Annotated in this window: 18 protein-coding genes; 16 read left to right on the forward strand and 2 right to left on the reverse strand. The window is 41.0% G+C overall.

Going from position 1 to position 20367, the window contains the following annotated elements:
- Window positions 1-89: 89 nt before the first annotated feature.
- Entirely contained in the window at window positions 90-1001 is a 912-nt protein-coding gene (locus tag BMY66_RS11235; RefSeq protein ID WP_090395222.1) for a hypothetical protein, read from the forward strand.
- Window positions 1002-1015: 14 nt separating this feature from the next.
- Complete coding sequence (locus BMY66_RS11240; protein WP_090395223.1) at window positions 1016-1612, forward strand: NUDIX hydrolase; 597 nt, start codon at window positions 1016-1018, stop codon at window positions 1610-1612.
- Window positions 1613-1623: 11 nt separating this feature from the next.
- On the opposite strand, the gene BMY66_RS11245 is transcribed toward BMY66_RS11240, so the two are convergent.
- Window positions 1624-2781 carry a putative glycoside hydrolase gene (locus BMY66_RS11245; RefSeq protein ID WP_090395224.1) on the reverse strand — a complete coding sequence of 386 codons (1158 nt, stop codon included), beginning with the start codon at window positions 2779-2781 and terminating at the stop codon, window positions 1624-1626.
- 164 nt (window positions 2782-2945) lie between these two features.
- Between BMY66_RS11245 and BMY66_RS11250 the strand changes: the two genes are divergently transcribed.
- From BMY66_RS11250 to BMY66_RS11310, 14 genes are all read left to right on the forward strand, one after another.
- On the forward strand, window positions 2946-5405 hold the full coding sequence (locus tag BMY66_RS11250) for an amidohydrolase family protein (protein ID WP_090395225.1): 2460 nt from the start codon (window positions 2946-2948) through the stop codon (window positions 5403-5405).
- Window positions 5406-5510: 105 nt separating this feature from the next.
- Window positions 5511-6080, forward strand: a complete 570-nt coding sequence (locus tag BMY66_RS11255; protein ID WP_090395226.1) for a zinc ribbon domain-containing protein — start codon at window positions 5511-5513, stop codon at window positions 6078-6080.
- A 5-nt stretch (window positions 6081-6085) separates the two neighbouring features.
- Window positions 6086-6499, forward strand: coding sequence for a hypothetical protein (locus BMY66_RS11260; protein WP_049960438.1), 414 nt, complete (start codon window positions 6086-6088; stop codon window positions 6497-6499).
- 66 nt (window positions 6500-6565) lie between these two features.
- A complete protein-coding gene (locus BMY66_RS13815; protein WP_155952523.1) occupies window positions 6566-6742 on the forward strand; it encodes a hypothetical protein in 177 nt (58 codons plus the stop codon).
- Between the two features lie 146 nt (window positions 6743-6888).
- Window positions 6889-7800, forward strand: a complete 912-nt coding sequence (locus BMY66_RS11265; protein WP_090395227.1) for a DMT family transporter — start codon at window positions 6889-6891, stop codon at window positions 7798-7800.
- Between the two features lie 42 nt (window positions 7801-7842).
- The gene (locus BMY66_RS11270) at window positions 7843-8640 is read left to right on the forward strand and encodes a nickel pincer cofactor biosynthesis protein LarC (protein WP_090395228.1); all 798 of its coding nucleotides are present in this window, start codon (window positions 7843-7845) and stop codon (window positions 8638-8640) included.
- Window positions 8641-8663: 23 nt separating this feature from the next.
- Window positions 8664-10034 (forward strand): sensor domain-containing diguanylate cyclase, encoded by a 1371-nt coding sequence (locus BMY66_RS11275; protein WP_090395229.1) that lies wholly within the window; start codon window positions 8664-8666, stop codon window positions 10032-10034.
- A gap of 8 nt (window positions 10035-10042) precedes the next feature.
- The gene (locus BMY66_RS11280; protein ID WP_090395230.1) at window positions 10043-10978 is read left to right on the forward strand and encodes an AraC family transcriptional regulator; all 936 of its coding nucleotides are present in this window, start codon (window positions 10043-10045) and stop codon (window positions 10976-10978) included.
- Between the two features lie 234 nt (window positions 10979-11212).
- The gene (locus tag BMY66_RS11285; protein ID WP_090395231.1) at window positions 11213-12574 is read left to right on the forward strand and encodes an ABC transporter substrate-binding protein; all 1362 of its coding nucleotides are present in this window, start codon (window positions 11213-11215) and stop codon (window positions 12572-12574) included.
- 107 nt (window positions 12575-12681) lie between these two features.
- Window positions 12682-13563: a carbohydrate ABC transporter permease gene (locus BMY66_RS11290; protein ID WP_033154658.1), complete on the forward strand. Its 882-nt coding sequence runs from the start codon at window positions 12682-12684 to the stop codon at window positions 13561-13563.
- A 16-nt stretch (window positions 13564-13579) separates the two neighbouring features.
- Window positions 13580-14392: a carbohydrate ABC transporter permease gene (locus tag BMY66_RS11295; protein ID WP_090395233.1), complete on the forward strand. Its 813-nt coding sequence runs from the start codon at window positions 13580-13582 to the stop codon at window positions 14390-14392.
- A 1-nt stretch (window position 14393) separates the two neighbouring features.
- A complete protein-coding gene (locus BMY66_RS11300) occupies window positions 14394-17411 on the forward strand; it encodes a beta-galactosidase, LacZ type (protein ID WP_090395234.1) in 3018 nt (1005 codons plus the stop codon).
- Window positions 17412-17469: 58 nt separating this feature from the next.
- Window positions 17470-17997 (forward strand): DUF6106 family protein, encoded by a 528-nt coding sequence (locus BMY66_RS11305; RefSeq protein ID WP_090395235.1) that lies wholly within the window; start codon window positions 17470-17472, stop codon window positions 17995-17997.
- Between the two features lie 18 nt (window positions 17998-18015).
- Window positions 18016-19185 carry a galactokinase gene (locus BMY66_RS11310; protein ID WP_090395236.1) on the forward strand — a complete coding sequence of 390 codons (1170 nt, stop codon included), beginning with the start codon at window positions 18016-18018 and terminating at the stop codon, window positions 19183-19185.
- 81 nt (window positions 19186-19266) lie between these two features.
- On the opposite strand, the gene BMY66_RS11315 is transcribed toward BMY66_RS11310, so the two are convergent.
- Window positions 19267-20244, reverse strand: coding sequence for a diaminopimelate dehydrogenase (locus BMY66_RS11315; protein WP_044939128.1), 978 nt, complete (start codon window positions 20242-20244; stop codon window positions 19267-19269).
- Between the last annotated feature and the right edge of the window lie 123 nt (window positions 20245-20367).

Genomic DNA, 20367 nt, shown 5'->3' on the forward strand with positions numbered 1-20367 from the left:
GACAACAGACAAAAGCTGTTGTCTTTTTTATTGAAAAAATAGATGAAAGTGTCATACTAGAAAATGCAGAAAAAAGGAGACATAATATTATGAAAAAGAAAGCTTTGTTATTAATGTTAAGCGCAAGCCTTATTTTAACAGGCTGCAAAACAATTAAAATTACAATTGAGGATGATGAGGATACACAAGCTACAGATTCAAAGGCGGATTCGCAGACAGAATCCACAGAAACAGCAACTACAGATGATGAGACTGAGGGGCTAGAGAACAACGATGAAAATATCACAGAATCACCAGCAGCTATCACCATCAAAAATCCATCATGGGATAAGTTCAATAACACAGGATTAAATGCTGATGATTACCCACATCTTTCCCTTACCAAGACAAAGGAGGAGAGTCAGGACTGGCTCGATACTGATGTGTGGTGCCAGAAGAATGGTTTCGAGTATCAGAAGCTTCCATACTCAGATGGAACATTTACATACATGGGGCTCTATCCAAAGGATGATTATTCATGCACAGCACTTACAATTTCATCCGAGAGCACAGGGGATATCATTTATTATTTGGATTTATACGAGCTTTGCTATGGACCAGATGAATCAGGCAGATATTCACAGGCTGTGCAGGATATTCAGTATGCAGTGATGGATGAAAATGCCAATATCCTTTATGTTTCAATCATGCACAACGGATATTCTAGCGAGAACCCATTATCAAGCCACATCGTAGCTATCGACCTTCAGAAAAATGAAGTGATTTGGCGAAGCGAGCCACTTGTATCAGGCCTTTGTAACTTCATCGTGGATGATGATACAATCATCTGCGGATATGGTTTTACATCCGAGCCAGACTACATCTACTTGCTTGATAAGCACACAGGCGACAAGGTGGATGAGATTTCGGTAAAATCAGCACCAGAGCAGTTTGATATCAAGGGTGACACACTTTATGTGGCCACATACAACACAGCCTACGAGTTTACTATTCAAAGATAGAAAAGGATAAATAAATGAGCGAAAACGAAAAACTTCAGTGGGAAGAGGTATCCTGCGAACATATTGTAAATGACGAATGGATAGATTTCAGAAAAAGCAGATACAGATTTCCAGATGGAAGAGAATTTGAGCCATACTACAGCTACAGCCGCCGCGACTATGTGGTAATAGTAGCCACAGATGAAGAAGGAAATTATATCTGCGTAAGACAGTATCGTCAGGGAATCAAGCAGGTGACTACAGAGTTTTGCGCAGGTGGAATTGAGCGCACAGATGGCAAAGAATACGGAAACCGCCATGATGCTGGCAGCACAGAGGACGCTCTAGCGGCAGCAAAGCGTGAGCTTATGGAGGAGACAGGTTACGAAAGCGATGACTGGAAGTTCCTCCTTACTGTTCCATCAAATGCTACTATGGCTGATAATTATGCTTACATCTACGTTGCGAAGAATTGCAGAAAGGTGAGCGGGCAGAACCTTGATGAGACAGAAGTCTTAAACGTTCATCTTTACAATAGAGCACAGATTGATGAGATGATTGCCTCAGGTGAATTCCCACAGGCTAATCACATTCTTGCGTTGCTCCTTGCAGATAAGGAAGAGAATAAATAATAAAAAAGTGATTACTCCGATAATACAGAGTAATCACTTTTTGAATTCCATAAAATCCATTCATCATAGCCGGCATCGTAGACAGCCTGAATTTCGCTGTCGATGGCGGCTTTGTCATATTCTATGTGGCCTTCCAAATTTTCAGCGGTGAAGGCCTGAAGCCATGGGCGAACGGTCGATTTATCCTCATCTGGGATGGAAGCCAGCGCATCTGCGGAGCCTGATAAAGCACCGTAGATGGTATCGTAAGGATTGGCATCAGGTACATCTAGACCGAAATCTCCGGCAGCATAATGAGATGGATAAATCATTGGGCTGATGCAATCAACAGTTGAGGCGAAGTCAGTGTAGCTTTGGCCGATGTGCTTTGCATCCACATCACTTGTAATAATTGTTCCGAAGACATTGGCGCTGACAGGAGTAAAAGCTTTTTCATGAACAGCAGAAGTGATTTGTGAAAGGAAGCTGTTGATGTATTCTTGTCTGCTTTCATCATCAGAGGCAACGCCATAAACAGCATCTTCCGAGTTCTGGCCTACTGGAAAACGAACATAATCAAGCTGAATCTCATCAAAACCGAGGAGAGCGCAATCTACGGCAATGTCTGTCACATAATCCCATACTTCCTGTTTGCATGGATTAACCCATGCATTTCCCATTGAATCAACCACTGGCTCACCAGTTGAATCCAGCAACGCCAGCTCAGGATGAGCCTCAGCTAAAACTGGGTCCTTAAAGCAAGAGATTCGGCCGATGACGTAAATATCGTTATCGTGAAGAGTTTGTAAAAGCGCTTTAATATCCTTTATGTATGGGATACAAGCTTTGGTTTCGTCGGTATCTGGATTGTCTAGATAAAAGGAGACGTTTCCGGAATCTTCCTTAATATCAAGTACAACAGCATTCAAATCAGTGGAGTTTATAAGATCTATTAATTCATCCATTTTTTCAGTGCCGGCAGTTGGCGCAGTCACATAGATGCCATGGACCTTAGGATGTGAGAAGGTATGTTCATCAGGTGAAATAATAGGAGCGGATCCATTATCATCACTATGTTCTTTGATAACGGTGGCTTTACTAACCGAACTTATAATCAGCACGGCAACAAGAATGGCCGCGGAAATTCCAAATGCAATAGCTAAAGGTAAATATCGTTTAATATATTTCATAAAAATCTCCCCAAATGTATGTTAGGTATAATAATACAACATATTTAAATAATTTTAAAACGCTCTGGCAAAATAGTGTTAGAATTAGAACAAGAGATTTGTTGTAATGAGACCGATTCTATGATACAAAATATAGTAAAAATCTTAGGATAATAGGAGTGGATATGACATATTTAACTTGTTTTTTTCTCGACAATGAGAAGGATATTATTGTAAATCTCTACAAGGATCTAGACAGGATGTATTATGTCCTGACCACGCCAAATCACAGTACAGGTAATCTTATTCGTAACATTTCAAAGACCTGTAACCTTCCACTTTCACAGGATGACAATGGAATGCTTATTATCACAGACGAAATCCCATGTTTTATAGATGGAAATAATCAGGAAAGCTATATCTTCAAGCTGGCAGACACTGAGATTGCCAGCATTTATCCTGATGGCACGGTAGATAGAAAAGCTACAATCCCAGCCATTGCAAAGACTCTCATGAGTCAGACAAAGGATTTCAAGCTTCCTGCTGGAAAGACAATATTCAAGACATTCATCCGAAAGGATTTAAAATTCAGAGCAGATTTGCACACCCACATGAACGGCAATTTGACAGGCGATATCCTTATTGCATTGGGAATTGCTCACCAGATTCGCTATCCACTTTATTATGTAAAGAAGCTGGAGCTAGAGCTTACTGATGCCCAGTGGGAAAAGGTAAATGCCCAGCGTGAAAAGGTTGCCAGACAGTTCGTATCATCAGATTTGCAGGGCAAGTATTTGGACCGCAGAATCAACGACAACACATTTATAAACTTTGCAGACCTAATCCTAAACAACCTGGATAATGCAGAGATGAATATCGTAAAGATTAGAAATTCTCTGGCTGTTATCAAGGATGGACAGGCCGTATTTACAAACCTGGAAAAGGTTTACCTGTATCGCTATGTATTCTGTAAAGGAAAGGAAAGCGAGGAGCAGATACCTTTTGCAAAGGTGGATATGATTCCAGATGAGGATGTTAAAAACGCCCTTAAGCAGATGCTTCGTGATAGGGAAAATCCTGATTATTGCCACAATACAATCTTCCAGGATAAGCTTCTTTGGATTGCCAGAAGCTACAAAAAGCAGGGCGTTTGCTATGCAGAAATCAGTGACACAACCCTTGTTAAAAAGTACGAATCAATCGAAATGCTTAGACAGGTTCATGCAGTTATGCCAAGCATTTACCAGGAGACAGGTGTCATGATTCGATTTCTTGCAGCGATGCGTCGTATCCCTCTTACAATCGTTAAGGATGCTGTCACTCCAGCCAACTACCTGGAGCAGAACTTAGAGGTGCTTAAAGCAACAGCCCTTGATCCATATGTGGCAGGCTGCGATTTCGTAGGCGAGGAGATAAACGATATTATCACCCTCAAGCCTGCCTTCAAAGAAATCGTAAAGATTGCAAAGGCTGATCCAAGCTTTGTTATCAGAGTTCATGCAGGAGAAAATGATAGCCAAAAGGACAACATCGCCCATTCAATTGCCTGCGTAAAAGAATCATTGGAGCCAGGCCAGCAGATGCCAAAGATGCGATTAGGCCATGGACTTTATACATATAGCCTTGCTTCAAAGAAGGGCAAGGAGACTTTAAAAGAGCTAAAGGAAAACAACGTGGTTCTTGAGTTCCAAATCACAAGTAACGTGCGTTTGAACAACCTGAACTCACTTCAGAATCATCCACTTAAGCAGTACCTTGAAAAAGGAATTTCCTGCGTACAGGGTACAGATGGTGCAGCCCTCTATGGTACAAACTCTATCGACGAGCAGCTTTCTCTGGAGAAAATGCTTGGTCTTACGGACGAAGAATTAAGAAAGATGCACGATTCCGAGAGCAAGATAATCGAAGAAAGCCAAAAGGCATATTCAGTAAAGAAGGCAGCCTTCACAGAGCTTTTAGGCGAACGCGACATGGAGGAGGTTCTCCTTGAAAAGATGCAGGCCGTTACCATTTCAAAGGCAAAGGCCAAATCTGCACCAAAGCTTGATGCCAACACAGAGCTGAAGGACCAGATTGAGGAAATCACATGGGATAGAACACCAGTGGTTCTCCTTGGTGGAAGTTTCAACACAGAAAACAGAACAACAAAAATCAGCGCCAATGCTATAAAACAAATGGATGACATGCTCGAATACATGAGCCCAGATGAGGTTTGCTTCGTAATCGGTCACAAGCTTTCCGGTTATGAAAAGTACTTGCTAGACCACAATGACAAGGGCTTCAGAATCTATTCATTTGTGCCTGCTCTTATCACAAAGAAAGAGGCAGAAAAGATTAAGGAAGCTGATGTTAAGGTTCGAGTTTCAATCGAGGCTGAAGGAATGGGAATATACAAAAGTATTAACTATGAGATTTTCGAGCGTCGCCCATCAGTGGTAGTAGCCTTTGATGGAAATAGTGCAGCAGCCAATCTTATCCAGGAGGCAAAGAACGGAAAGGGCCGCTCAGCCATCCTTATTTGGAACCATTCCAAGACTCTTATGCAGAAGGCAAAATCCCTTCACGGTTATGTATATTCTTTCGATGGGGAGACACCTTTGACGGATATTTTTGATTCACTAAAAACTAAATTTAAGAGCAAATAAATAGCTCAAATTTATTTACTAAAAAAAGCAAATGAGCTATATTTAAAGGAGCGAATTTTAGCGACATAATAACAAAAAGGAAGAATATTTGTTAAGGAGGCAAAAATGGGTTTTTTTGATGATTTTGGAAAAAAGATTTCCGATGCTAGTCAAGGAGCTATTGCAAAGACAAAAGATTTTGCAGATGTAGCAAAGCTAAACTCAAATATTTCAGATGAAGAGCGAAGAATCAACAATGCATATCAGCAGATTGGTAAGCTCTATTTTGAAATGCATCTTGAAGACTTTGAAGATTGCTTCAAGGATCACTTTGCAGCAATCAATGAATCACTTGGAAAGATTCAAGATTACAGACAGCAGATTACAAACATTAAGGGTGTTGTAAAGTGCCCTAACTGCGGAGCTGAGGTTCCTAAGGATTCAGCATTCTGTAGCTCATGCGGTACAGCAGTACCAAAGCAGGAGGCACCTGTTGATGTACCTGCAGCAGAAGCTGAGGTAGTATCAGCACCAGAGGCAGCTCCAGTAGAGGAAGCAGCTCCTGTTGAAACACCTGTAGAGGAGGCTCCAGCAGTAGAAGCCCCAGTAGAAAAGAAGTGCCCATCATGTGGTGCAACACTTGAAGACGGTGCATTATTCTGCACAAATTGTGGAACTAAAGTAGAGGAGAATTAATAGTTATGGAAAAGACAAAATTAGGTTTACCAGTAGGTTTATTTGGAGCATTTGCAATTGCAGCAGTTGGTTTTGGCGGATATGTAGCAACAGCTCTTGTAGTAGGATATGTTCTTCTTAGAGAAGAAAACACATGGTTAAAGAAGGCAGTAGTTAAGGCTGCAGCAACAATGGTATTCTTTGATTTCCTTATTGCATTAGTTGGACTTATTCCAGACGCTGCTGATTGGGTTGTATCTCTCATCAATGTATTTGGTGCAGATATCTACGGAAACTTTGTTTCAGATATCTTCAACCTTGTATGCCGTGTTCTTAGCATTTGCGAAGATATCATCTTCATCGGTCTTATCTTCAAGGCTCTTAACCAGGGCACAATCGCTATTCCATTTGTTGATGGTTTAGTTGAAAAGAATATGTAATACAAATTTCATCATTTAAACAAACTAATTTGTTATACTGACCCCACAGTAAAGGTGGGATGCAGTATGGATTACAATTGGGAAGACGAGAGCAAGCCTTACAGCTCGGATGATGCATACGAGGATTTAGAGAAGCTTAAAGAAATGCTTCACGAGGCTCAGCGTAAAATCAACAGAGGCAAGCTTGAGAAAAGCGATATTGATTTGAGTATCAATATCGAAATGGATGAAAATAATAAATAGTGTTTAAACCCCTGATTATTTTTAATCAGGGGTATTTTTTTATATAAACCGTGAAAACTCGGTGAATTTTGCAAAAATGATTGCGTGCTACTTAATAAAAAATATATAATGAATCCGTAAATTAAATAAAGAAATGAGGAAAAATTATGTGGTTATTTTTTACCCTCGCAACAACCTTTATCTGGGGTCTTGCGGAGCTATTCTATAAGAAGGGAGCTAACCCGGACGAGAAGTTCGCTCATTTGAAGATATGCGTTTCCGTAGGTGTCATCATGGGTATGCATGCAATCTTTACATTGCTTACTCAGGATATTGGATACGATCCAATCAACCTTGTTCGCTATCTTCCAGTATCCCTTTGCTACATTCTTTCAATGGCATTTTCATTCTTTGGAATGCGTTTCATTGAGGAATCAATCTCAGATCCAATCGAGAACACATCAGGTGCCATCGTATCACTTATGTGCGTAATCATCCTTGGTGAGACAATTGCAACAGGCTCAATCATCGCTATCGTAATCATCGTTATCGGTATTCTTGGACTTGGCTTCCTTGAGAACAACGGTGATACAGACAGAAAGAAAAAGCTTGGAAAGAAGATGGCAATTATCGCATTTGCGATGCCATTCTGCTATGCAACACTTGATGCACTTGGAACATTCCTTGACATCTATTATTTGGAAATGGAAACAAGCCCACTTGCAAACGTAAACGAGGCAACAATCGAAGAGGTAGCTAACACTTCTTACGAGCTTACATTCTTCATCGTTGCAATCATTCTTTTAATTTTTATGTGGAGCCGTGGAGAAAAGTTTGAGCTTCCAAAGCAAAGAGATAAAGTGCTTGCAGGTGTTTGCGAGACAGCAGGTCAGTTTACATACGTATATGCTATGAGTGGAAACGGTGCAATCGCTGCGCCAATCATTTCAGCAGTATGCGTAGTATCACTTACACTTTCAAGAATCTTCCTTAAGGAAAAGCTTACAAGAAAGCAGTATCTATTCTTGTTCCTTGTTATCGCAGGTATTCTTATTTTAGCGACAATTGAGGGAGACTAAAAATCGTAAATACGATATAATTAAGATAAATAAGGAGACACAATGGGGCGTACATTATATTTAGAATGTAATTCAGGCATTAGTGGTGATATGACTGTAGGTGCGCTTTTAGACTTGGGGGCTGATAAGCAATATTTATCAGAGGTCCTAAGTACAGTAAAGGCTGAGGGCTTCAAAATCGTATACAGCAGAGTGAAGCGCGCAGGCTTGGATTGCATGGATTTTGATGTAATCCTTGATGAGGAGCATGATGGACATGATCACGATATGGATTATCTTTATGGACATCTCCATGAGGAGCATCACCACGACCACGAACATAATCATGAACATAGGGGCATGAAAGAGATAAATCAAATTATTGATTCTACAGCCCTTACAGATAGAGCAAGAGAGATTGCTAAAAGAATTTTTAATGTGTTGGCAGAGGCAGAATCAAAGGCTCATGGGGTACCAGTGGAGCAGGTTCATTTCCACGAGGTGGGAGCAATTGATTCTATCGTCGATATCATTTCCATTGCAGTTTGCATGGACAATCTGGATATCACTGACGTGATTGTCCCAAAGCTTTATGAGGGCCAGGGAACTGTCAGATGTCAGCATGGCATTTTGCCAGTGCCAGTGCCAGCAGTAACCAATATTGTTTCTAAATACAAAATTGGATTAGAAATTCTAGACATCAATGGAGAGTTAGTTACTCCAACAGGAGCTGCCACAGTTGCAGCACTTAGAACAAGCGACACATTGCCAAAGGAATTCGTTATCGAAAAGGTTGGCATGGGTAGCGGTAAACGAGACTACGGTTTAGCAGGTTTTTTACGAGCAATGATTATTAAATAATCGGGGAGAAAAGGGGTTTCTACATGGAGAAGATTGAAGAATTTAAGGATTACTCAGCTAGTGAAGTTTTGTATATGCTAAAGGATTTGCCTGACGCATGCTGCGTTTTCAGGATTATGACAGATCCTTTTGGAACTGTACATGACATGCAGTTCATTTTCGTAAACGAAAAATACGCATCTTTAGTTGGAAAACCAACAGCGGAATTAATGGGTGCAACATACTATACAACTGTTGCAAACAGAGATGAGGATTGGATTAGACTGAGCTATCAGGCTGCAGTCATGCGCCAATCTGTCATCAACCGCACTTTCAATACACAGTTCAATAAATGGTTCGAATTCTGGGCAGTTCCAGTTTATAAAAAAGGCTTTTGCGCCTTCATCATTCATGATGTTACAGCTGAAAAGCGCAAGGAGGAAACCCAGGAAATTGTATCTAATTCTAATAATCTAATCTTGGATTGCGCCAAGGTTCTTTCCACAAGCGATTTTAAAAGAGGTATCAAGGCTACACTTAAAGCTCTTGGAACAAAAATAAAGGCAGACAGAGTCTATATTGTAGAGTCTAAGGGCGGTGACCTGGGAGATATCTATGAGTGGACAGATAGAAAAAGCGGCACAGGCTTGCCAAACAGAAAAGACTTTGAGCGATTCGATTTCTTCACAATGTGGGATAAGCAGCTGCTGGAGAATAGAGTTGTAATTGTTGAAGATACGAAAGAAATCATTAAGAAAAATAAAGAAGTATACGAGGATGTGCTTCAGGGAACAATTTCACGTTATATTATCACGGCTATACAGGACAAGGGTGAGACAATCGGCTATCTTGTAGCTGACAATTTCTCATTGTACCTGGATATAAATCTGGCAGAAGTATTTGAGACAGTTGCCATCTTCATATCGGAGGAGCTTAGAAACTACATCCTTGGTCAGGAAATGCAATATATGAGTTCCCATGATGCTATGACAAACCTAAGAAACAGGAATGCATTTACAGCAACCCTCAACATGATAGAGGGTATGAAGATACCTGTTGGCGTGTGCTTTGCTGATATTAATGGTCTTAAGGCAATCAACGATGAGCAAGGCCATGATGCAGGTGACGAGCACATAAAAGAAGCGGGAGCCATTATAGAATCAGTCTTTAAAAAGAAATATAGCTACCGAATTGGTGGAGATGAATTTGTGGCAATCGTACCTCAGGTAGAAAAGGAATATTTTGAGGAGCTGGTAGCAAAGCTTCGTAAGAAATGTAAAAAAGTATCAATGGCCATAGGAGCAACATGGCAGGAAAATGCAGAAAATATGGAAGAGATGATTAACACTGCCGACAAGCTGATGTACAATGATAAGGCAGAGTTTTATTCTGCAAATAACGATCGAAGACACTAGGATTTATTATGGCAAAACAGAAAAAGCAGATTGAATACAGATATTATGAGATTCCTGAAGGCCATTATGTAATGGCGCTTTTGGGCGATAGTTGGGTTCGCAGTTACGGAGCGGAGCAGGAAAATCTGCTTCATTTCCACAACTACATGGAAATTGGTTACTGCTACTGGGGCAATGGCCAGCTCACAATCGAGGAGGCTAATGTTAATTACAAAGGCGGTATAATCACCATCATCCCAGAGAATATTCCACACGAGACAAAAAGTATCAACAACGGAATCTGCAAATGGGAGTATCTGTACATCGATATTAACAGCTTCATAAAAAAGGAGATGCAGTTCAAGCGCATGCTTCCTGAGGAAGTAATAAAGCGCCTTAACAATCAGGGCTATGTAATTCAATGGAATCAGAATAAGACCTTGAATACCATTGTTAGAAACATCATTGAGGAATATCGTGAGCAAAAGCCTTACTACAAGGAATCTGTAAAGGGCTATCTGAGAGCATTCATAGTGGAGCTGCTTCGTATCAACGAGGATATGAGCTCTTCCCTTACAATCGAGGAGAAGCGCTTAAATAGCTACATCGAAAAGAGTATTAATTACTTTGCAGAACACTATGCAGAGGAAATAAAGATGGCAGATGTGGCCGATGAATGTGGTCTTTCTGAAAGCCATTTTAGACGAATATTCGAAGAGACCATGAGCATGAAGCCTTTAGATTATTTGAATATGGTTCGAATAGACAAGGCATGCGAGATAATCCAGAACAAGGATTATGCCATGGAAGAAGTTGGATTTAGAGTTGGATATCAGACTCCATCCACCTTCAATCGTAATTTCAAAAAGCTTACTGGTAAGACACCTTACCAGTGGAAAAAAGAAGAGAATCATTTAGGAATAACAAAAAAGAATTATCAAATCAGTGCCAAGAAGGGATGGTAATTTAGCTAACGCTAAATCACCATCCTTTTTTCACGTTCTTAACATATTTTCGTAGAAAAACAATTATTTAACAATCTTTGATAGTCGAATTTGCACTTTTTTAGAGCAAATTTGTCAGACAATAACTATATATAACTAGTATTATGACCATATGAGGGGTAGGTATTGGGTAATAAGTTGTGCATGATGCACAATAACCCCCGAACAATTTAAACAAATAAGGAGAAGAAGAGAATGAAGAGAAGATTACTTTCACTCATGTTTGTTGGTGCAATGGCAGCTTCTATGGTAGCATGCGGCAGCTCAAGCTCAGACACAGCAGCAACAGGCGATGCTGCTACAACAGAGGACGGCGCAGCTGCAGCCGACGTTCAGTCAGATGACGAAAACACACTTACAGTTTACGCTTGGGACGAAAACTTCAACATCCCAGCACTTCAGGCAGCTGAGAAGGATTACCAGGAAGTAAATCCTGATTTCCATCTTGAAATTATCACACAGTCACAGTCTTCAGATGTTGAGAATGCTGTAACACTTGCAGCAGAGGCTGGCGACTACAGCACATTACCAGATATCGTACTTTTCCAGGATCACTACATCCAGCAGTACGTTACAAATTATCCAGATGCATGGCAGGATGTTGACGATGCAGATTGCGATTGGTCAGGACTTGGAGCTGAGAAGCTTTCATACTCTACAATCGATGGCAAGCATTACGGATTCCCTGTAGATGCAGGAACAGCAATCTTTGCTTACAGAACAGACCTTCTTGAGCAGGCTGGTTACACAATCGATGATGTAACAGGTATTACTTGGGATGAGTTCGATGAGATTGGTAAAGATGTATACGCTGCAACAGGCAAGTACTTACTTTGCATGGACGGCGATGGAAACGACTTATTCTACATGATGCTTCAGGCTGAAGGTGCTTCACAGTTCAAGGATGGTGAGCCATACTTCACAGAGAACCAGCAGCTCGTAGATGTATTTAACGTAATTGTTAAGCTTGCTCAGGACAATGTTCTTTACCTTGCAAATGACTGGTCAGATTACACAGATCAGGCTATCCAGGGCGACATGGTTGCAGGTGTTTACAATGGTAACTGGATCATTCCTACAATCGAGCAGGTTGCAGATAACGCAGGTAAGTGGGAAATCACAACAGCTCCTACACTTACAGGTGCAGAGGGATACGCTTCAAACGGTGGTTCTTCACTTTACATCACAGCTAACTGCTCAAAGACAGACCTTGCTAAGGACTTCTTAGCTTACACATTTGGTGGTCGTTCAGCAGAGGACGGACAGTCTACAACATATGATGAGGCACTTACAAACGGTGGTGTTATCGGAACATGTGCAGCAGCTGCAGAGTCAGATGTTTACCAGCAGGGTGTTGCTTACTTCAACGATCAGCCAATCTACGCAACAATCGTTGAGTACACACAGCACGTACCAACAGTTGAGCAGTCAGATTATCACTACTCAGCACGTACACAGCTTGCTACAGCTCTTCAGAGCGTACTTACAGATGGCGTAGATGTTGATACAGCACTTGAGAATGCAGAGCAGCAGCTCAGATTTGATATGGGATTATAATTCCAATCAATAAAAAAGTACTAAAAGATAATTTTTGGGGAAGTGGTAAACCCACTTCCCTTTTTTAAAAAGAAGAGGGAATCGCCGTGGAAAAGAAAAGAAGAGGAATGACGCTTGCTAATAAGCAATTAGCAGCGGGCTGGATTTTTCTTACACCAGCAACAATACTCATTTTCATAATGAGCTTTTATCCAATTATTAAAGCTTTTATTACATCATTAAAAACAGGTAAGGGTGTCAATATCGCATTTGCTGATCCACTTACCTACAATTACACTCGAATGCTACAGGATAGTATTTTCATGACATCCATGAAAAATACATTCTTTTATTTAATAATACAGGTCCCTATTATGTTGGTACTTGCCATCCTTTTGGCACAGCTCCTTAACAACAAGGACTTAAAGTTCAAGGGACTTTTCAGAACATGTATCTTTTTACCATGTGCTACATCACTGGTTTCATACTCTTTGATTTTCAAGTCAATGTTTGCAACACAGGGTCTTATCAATTCAGTTCTTATGAAGATTGGTATCATCAGCGAGAACATCAACTGGCTTGGAACTCCAGCAACAGCAAAGGCCGTAATTATCATTGCTTTGATTTGGAGATGGACAGGATACAACATGGTATTCTACCTTGCAGGACTTCAGAACATTGAATACTCAGTATATGAAGCTGCAAAAATCGATGGTGCAAGTGGTTGGAAGACATTCTGGTACATTACAGTACCACTTCTTAAGCCAACAATCGTTATGACAGCAATCATGTCAATCAACGGTACATTACAGCTCTTCGACGAGTCAATGAACTTGACAAGTGGTGGACCTGCAAACTCAACAATCACAATGTCACACTACATTTACAATCAGGCATTTGGTCAAGGTGTTGGTCAGTTAGGATACACATCTGCAATGTCATTTATCGTATTCATTTTGGTTGGTATTCTAGCGTTTATTAGTTTGAAAGTAGGTGATTCACGTGACTAAAAAGAGAAATAAATCAATGATACAGCGTAGGCTTATACCTACTTACATCTTTTTGATAATCTGCTCGCTAATATCAGTTTTCCCATTGTATTGGATGATTGCAGCAGCAACAAATGAATCACTTGCAGTAGCTAGAGGTTCAATTGCATTTGGAAATCAGCTTGCTGTAAACTTTGAGCATTTACAAACAGCTGTACAGGGCACACTTTGGAGCAGTATGGGAAACTCATTCTTCTACTCAATTGTGCAGACAGTATTTACACTTTTTGTTTGCTCAATCGCAGGCTATGGCTTTGAGCTTTATCACGACAAGGGCAAGGATAGACTTTTCGGAATCCTTCTTCTTGCTATGATGGTTCCTGCAGTAGCAACAATGGTTCCTTTGTACGGACTTATTTCAAAAGCAAAATTACTTAATACTGTATGGGCTTTCATACTTCCAGGAATCTCAACACCATTTATGATTATGATGTTCAGACAGAATTCTCGTAATTTCCCACCTGACATCATGGAAGCAGCCAGAATCGATGGACTTCCTGAATGGAAGATTTTCTTCAAGATGTATGTTCCAATTCAGAAATCAATCTATGCAGCAGCTGCTGTTATCACATTTATGAACGCATGGAACGCATATATGTGGCCAAAGGTAGTAATGAGCGACAACCGTGCTCAGACAATGCCAATGTTCATCGCAAACATTTCAAGTGGTTACACCGTAGATTACGGTATGACAATGCTTGGCGTATTGTTCTGCTCAGTACCAACAATGTTTGTATTCTTCGTACTTCAGAAGCAGTTTGCAGAAGGAATTACAGGATCGGTAAAATAAAATGAATGAATTCAATTATGAAATTGTAAAAGACCCAAGAGTTTTTCAACAAAATAGATTAGATGCTCACTCAGACCACGAGTATTACGACAGCGAAGCATATGCATACGGTGAAAAATCTAATTTCAAGTACTCTTTAAATGGCACTTGGAAATTTGAATTTGCCAAGAATTATGAGTGTTGCGACAAGAACTTCTATGAGGATGGAAGAGATTGTAAGGGATGGGACGATATTAAAGTCCCAGCCCATATACAATTAGAAGGATACGATAAAATCATGTACGTGAACACTCAGTATCCATGGGATGGTCACGAGGCCGTAGAGCCTGGCGAAATACCAACAGAGGAGAATCCAGTTGGTAATTACGTCAAGTATTTTACAGTTCCAGAATTCATGAAAAATGGTCCAATCTACATCTCATTTCAGGGTGTAGAAAGTGGATTTGCACTCTGGCTTAACGGCCAGTATGTTGGTTATAGCGAAGATTCCTTTACTCCAAGCGAGTTCGATTTAACACCTTTCATCAGAGAGGGCGAGAACAAGCTGGCAGTTCAGGTGTTCAAATGGACAGCTGGAAGCTGGTGTGAGGACCAGGATTTCTTCAGATTTTCAGGCATTTTCAGAGAGGTTTATCTGTATACAGTTCCGGAGACACACATTCGCAACATCCGTATCCAAACCCTTCTAGATGACGATTATAAGGATGCTACTCTTGTAATTGATATGGATGTTGTGGGAGAGGGACTTGTTCAGATGACTCTTTCTGATGATGATGCAGATGTGCTGAACAAAATGGCAGTAGAAAATGGCAAGAATCACATGGAAATTCATGTGAGGGGGCCAAAGCTGTGGAGTGCAGAACATCCTTATCTTTTCGATTTACAGCTCAATGTATTCGGCCCAACAGGCAGACTTTCAGAGGTAGTAAAGGAAAAGGTAGGCTTTAGAAGATTCGAGATGAAGGACCATATGATGCATATCAATGGTAAGCGCATCGTATTCAAGGGTGTTAACCGCCACGAATTTTCTTCATCAACAGGACGTGCCCTTTCAGAGGAGGACATCCTCAAGGACATCATTACAATTAAGCAAAACAATATAAATGCAATCCGTACAAGCCATTATCCAAACCAGACATTCTTCTACAGATTGTGCGATATCTTTGGATTGTACGTAATAGATGAAACAAACTTAGAGACTCACGGAACATGGCAGACACCTATCCAAATCCTGAAAATGAGGGATGATAGCTACGCTGTTCCAGGAGATAGACCAGAATACACAGACAACGTTATCGACCGCGCCCACAACATGTTTGAGCGTGACAAGAATCATCCATGTGTCCTTATTTGGTCACTTGGAAATGAAAGCTACGGCGGAACAAACCTTAGAAAGATGCAGGACAAGTTCCATGAATGGGACAGCACACGTCTTGTACATTACGAGGGTGTTTTCAACGATAGAAGAGTAGATTTATCAGATGTTGAATCTACAATGTATGTCTATGTAAAAGATATTAAGAAGTGGCTTTCAGAGCATAGAGAGAAGCCTTACATCAACTGTGAGTACATGCATGCCATGGGAAATAGCTGTGGCGCCATGAGCAAGTACACAGAGTACGCCTATGAGGAGCCATTGTTCCAGGGCGGATTTATCTGGGATTACATCGACCAGGCTATCACCAAAAAGGATGTAAATGGCGTTGAATTCGAAGGCTACGGCGGAGATTTCGACGATAGACCAAACGACGGCAGCTTCTCAGGAGATGGCATCTGCTACAGCAAGGACAGAGAGCCTAGCCCAAAGATGCAGGAGGTTAAATTCGATTATTCAAACATCAAGATAACCTTTGATGAGGGCAAGGCCATCATTGAAAACAGAAATCTGTTTACAAATACAAACGAATACACAGCCATTCTTACAGTAGAAAAGCTTGGGGATTTGATAGCAGAAGAGGAGCTAGTGATTGATTGTCCTCCGCTTGAGACTACGGAATATGCGCTAGAGCTTGATTTACCAAGGGATGATGAGTATGTAGTAACCCTTTCATTTGTTCTTGCAGAAGATACAATGTGGGCAAAGGCAGGCCATGAAGTAGCTTACGGTCAGACTACAGTTGGTCGATTCACCTTCGAAAGAGGACCAAAGCAGCAGCTTAAGGTTACTCAGGGCTTCCACAACCTGGGTGTAAAAGGCGATGATTTCGAGGTGCTATTCGTAGGACAGAAGGGCCTTAGCTCATACAAATATCACGGAAAAGAGCTGTTAAAGCGAATCGTAATGCCAAACTTCTGGCGCCCAATGACAGAAAACGATTTGGCAAACCAATTGCCATTCAGAGCAGCTCAGTGGAAATTAGCAAGCAAATACATTTCAACATCTGTTATGGATCAGGGAATCAACGAGTTCCCGCAGGTAGATGCCACAGATGAACGAGTAAAGGTAACTTACACCTATCACTTGGCTACAAAGCCTGCAGGAACATGTCAGGTAGAGTATGTGGTATATGCAGACGGACTTGTTGAGTGTAGTTTAAGACTTCCTGCATCAGCGGAAATAGGCGAGCTTCCAGAGCTTTCCATGACATTTGCACTTGATAGCCAGCTTGAAAACCTGGAATGGTACGGCAAAGGTCCAGAGGAAACATACAACGACCGTGACCATGGCAAGCTAGGAGTATTTAGAAATAAGGTAGCTGATAACATGGCTAAATACTTAGTGCCACAGGAATGCGGAAATCACCAGGATACAAGGTACGCAAAGCTTACCGACAATCGAGGAGACGGAGTCCTCTTCCTTACAAAGAACAATGGATTCTCGGCCCTTCCTTACACAGTACACGAAATCGACGAAGCAATGCATCCAACAGAGCTTCCACCAGTTCATTTCACACACGTGCGAATTGGCAAGCAGATGGGTGTTGCTGGAGACGATACCTGGGGTGCAAAAACACATCCAGAATTCATGCTAGATAATAGCAAAGACATGGAGATTTGCTTTAGTTTCAGGGGTATATAAGGTATAATTAGATTCGGCTACACACGTGGCCGGATCTTTTTATTTAGGAGGTAGGATAATGTTTGAATCAAACGACACATTCGTAGAAGAGGCAGTAAAGGTTATAGAAACAGCCCAGGATAAAACAAAAAAAACAGGTGCTGCTGTAGCAACATTTGTTTTATTAGTTGGAACGGTTGGCTATTCAAGAGGGATTTTAACACTTATAATGGCGATTTTGCTCATTATTATGGGTATATTTACGATAATCTTATATTCGAACAAAAACATCGAATATGAATATGACTACACAAATGGTAGCCTTGAGATTGCGAAAATCATTAATAACGAAAAGAGAAAGAAGGTTGTGACAATCGAGTCTAGTGAGATAAAGATGGTTGCAGCAGTTGGAACAAACGAATCACTTAAGTTTGATCATGTTCAGCTTAAGACATATGATTGTTCAGCACACGATGAAGACGTAAAAGATTACATCTTAGTAGCTCATAGCGAGGCAAAAGGCAACGATTTCAAAGTAATATTCAATCCTACAGACAAGTTGCTTACAGCAATGGAGAAATACAATAAGAGAGACATTTATCGTTAAAATTAAAGGAGAAATGTGATGAACGAGCAGGAGTTAAAAGTAATTTTTGAGGAAAAGTTCGGCCAGGGTGGCGATATTCGCACATATTTTGCACCAGGCCGTGTAAATCTTATAGGAGAGCACACTGATTACAACGGTGGCCACGTATTCCCATGTGCCCTTACAATCGGTACATATGCAGTTGCAAGAAAGCGTGAAGATAGAGTTATCAAGCTTTACTCAGCAAACATCGAGCACGTAGGAGTTATCGAAAGCTCACTTGATGACCTTACAAATAAGGATGCATATCACTGGGCAAACTATCCACTTGGCGTAGTTTGGGCTATGATTGAGAAGGGTTCAGAAATTAAATCAGGATTTGAAATGTGTGTTTGGGGCAATATTCCCAACGGTTCAGGCCTTTCATCATCAGCATCACTTGAGGTACTTACAGGCACAGTAATCACTGATTTATTCGGTATCGACAAGACAATGACAGAGTTAGCCCTTATCGGACAGTACTCTGAGAACAATTTCAACGGATGCAATTGCGGTATAATGGACCAATTTGCGGTTGCAATGGGTAAAAAAGACCACGCCATTTTCCTTGACTGTGCAGATTTATCCTATCAATATGCCAGCGTAAAATTGGACGGAGCAAAGATTGTAATCACAAATTCAAAGGTAAAGCACTCACTTGTAGACAGCGCATACAACGACAGACGTAACGAAAGCTCACAGGCTCTCGCTGATCTTCAGACAGTATGTGGCATCAGCACACTTGGCGAGCTTACAGATGAAGAATTCGAAAAGTATGGCTCTGCAATCAAGGACGAAGTAAACTATCGTCGTGCAAAGCATGCCGTAGCAGAGAACCAGCGTACAATCAAGGCTGTAGATGCTCTTAACAAAAACGACATCGAGACATTCGGCAAGCTTATGAATGCCAGCCACGTATCACTTCGCGATGATTACGAAGTATCATGCGAGGAGGTTGATTTCCTTGTAGAGACAGAGTGGAGCGTTCCAGGTGTAATCGGCGCCCGAATCACAGGCGGCGGATTCGGCGGCTGCACAGTAGCCATCGTAAAGGACGAAGCTGTTGAGAACTTCAAGGAGACAGTAGGAAAGGCATACAAAGAAAAGTATGACTTAGACGCAGAGTTCTATGTAGTAGACATAGGTGATGGAGCTAGAAGATTAAGCTAAGCATAAGAATTATCATAATCTAAAGAAAAGCCAATATGTAGGTTTAATCCGTACATATTGGCTTATTTTAATTGCTACCTTTTATAGGAAATGGGCACGAAGCTCTTCTGCAGGAATTGGTGAAAGGTAAGCTGGTGCGATGTCGAATACTGTCTTTGCACCTGTAGCGCCTTCCTTGTTCATGCGAGAAATTGCTCTTGCATATGCTGTAAGAACTGCGCCTGTAAACTCTGGGTTTGAATCGAGGTTTAAGCTGTACTCGATTACGTGCTTGTTGCCATCAAATCCTGTCTCGCCTGTGTAGATAACGCTTCCGCCATGTGGTAAACCACTGTGGTTCTTCTTCAACTCTTCCTCAGAGATAAAGTTTACTGTTGTGTCATAATCTGAGAAGTAGTTAGGCATTTCCTTGATTTCCTTCTCGATACGTGCCTTATCAGCACCTTCCTCAACAACTACGAAGCATTCTCTTGTATGTTTTTCTCTTGTTGTAAGCTCTGGATTCTCACCATTTCTAACTCTCTCAAGTGCTTCTGGAACTGGAACTGTGTACTGTCTAGCATCAACAACACCTTCGATACGACGAATTGCATCTGAGTGACCCTGGCTAACGCCCTTGCCCCAGAATGTGTAAGCCTGTCCCTTTGGAAGGATTGATGTTGCGTAAAGACGATTCAATGAGAACATTCCTGGATCCCATCCGCATGAGATAAGACCAAGCTTTCCAGCTTCCTTTGAAGCCTTATCTACATTTGCAAAATGCTCTGGAATTCTTGCATGTGTATCAAATGAATCAATTACATTGTAGAGCTTTGCGTACTTTGGTGTCATTTCTGGTAAATCTGTAGCACTACCTCCGCAAATAACAAGTACATCTATATCTTCTTTTCCTGTATCCAAATCTGCTGTAGATTTAACAGGTGCGTTAGACTTTACTGTAACTGTACTTGGATCTCTTCTAGTATAGATAGCTACAAGCTCCATGTCTTCGCTAAGAGTAACAGCAGCTTCTACACCACGTCCAAGATTTCCGTATCCTAAAATACCAACTTTAATCATGTCATACCTCCATTATTCTTTTTAATCTTTTGTAATTTTAAAACAAGGATTAGTTGTATGCAACTGTTTAGATTAAAAAAGAGACTATCCAAATGGATAGCCTCCTCACATAGCTGCTTTCTT

The organism is Pseudobutyrivibrio sp. C4, from assembly GCF_900111635.1.
In the GTDB taxonomy this organism is placed as follows: Bacteria; Bacillota; Clostridia; order Lachnospirales; family Lachnospiraceae; genus Pseudobutyrivibrio; species Pseudobutyrivibrio ruminis.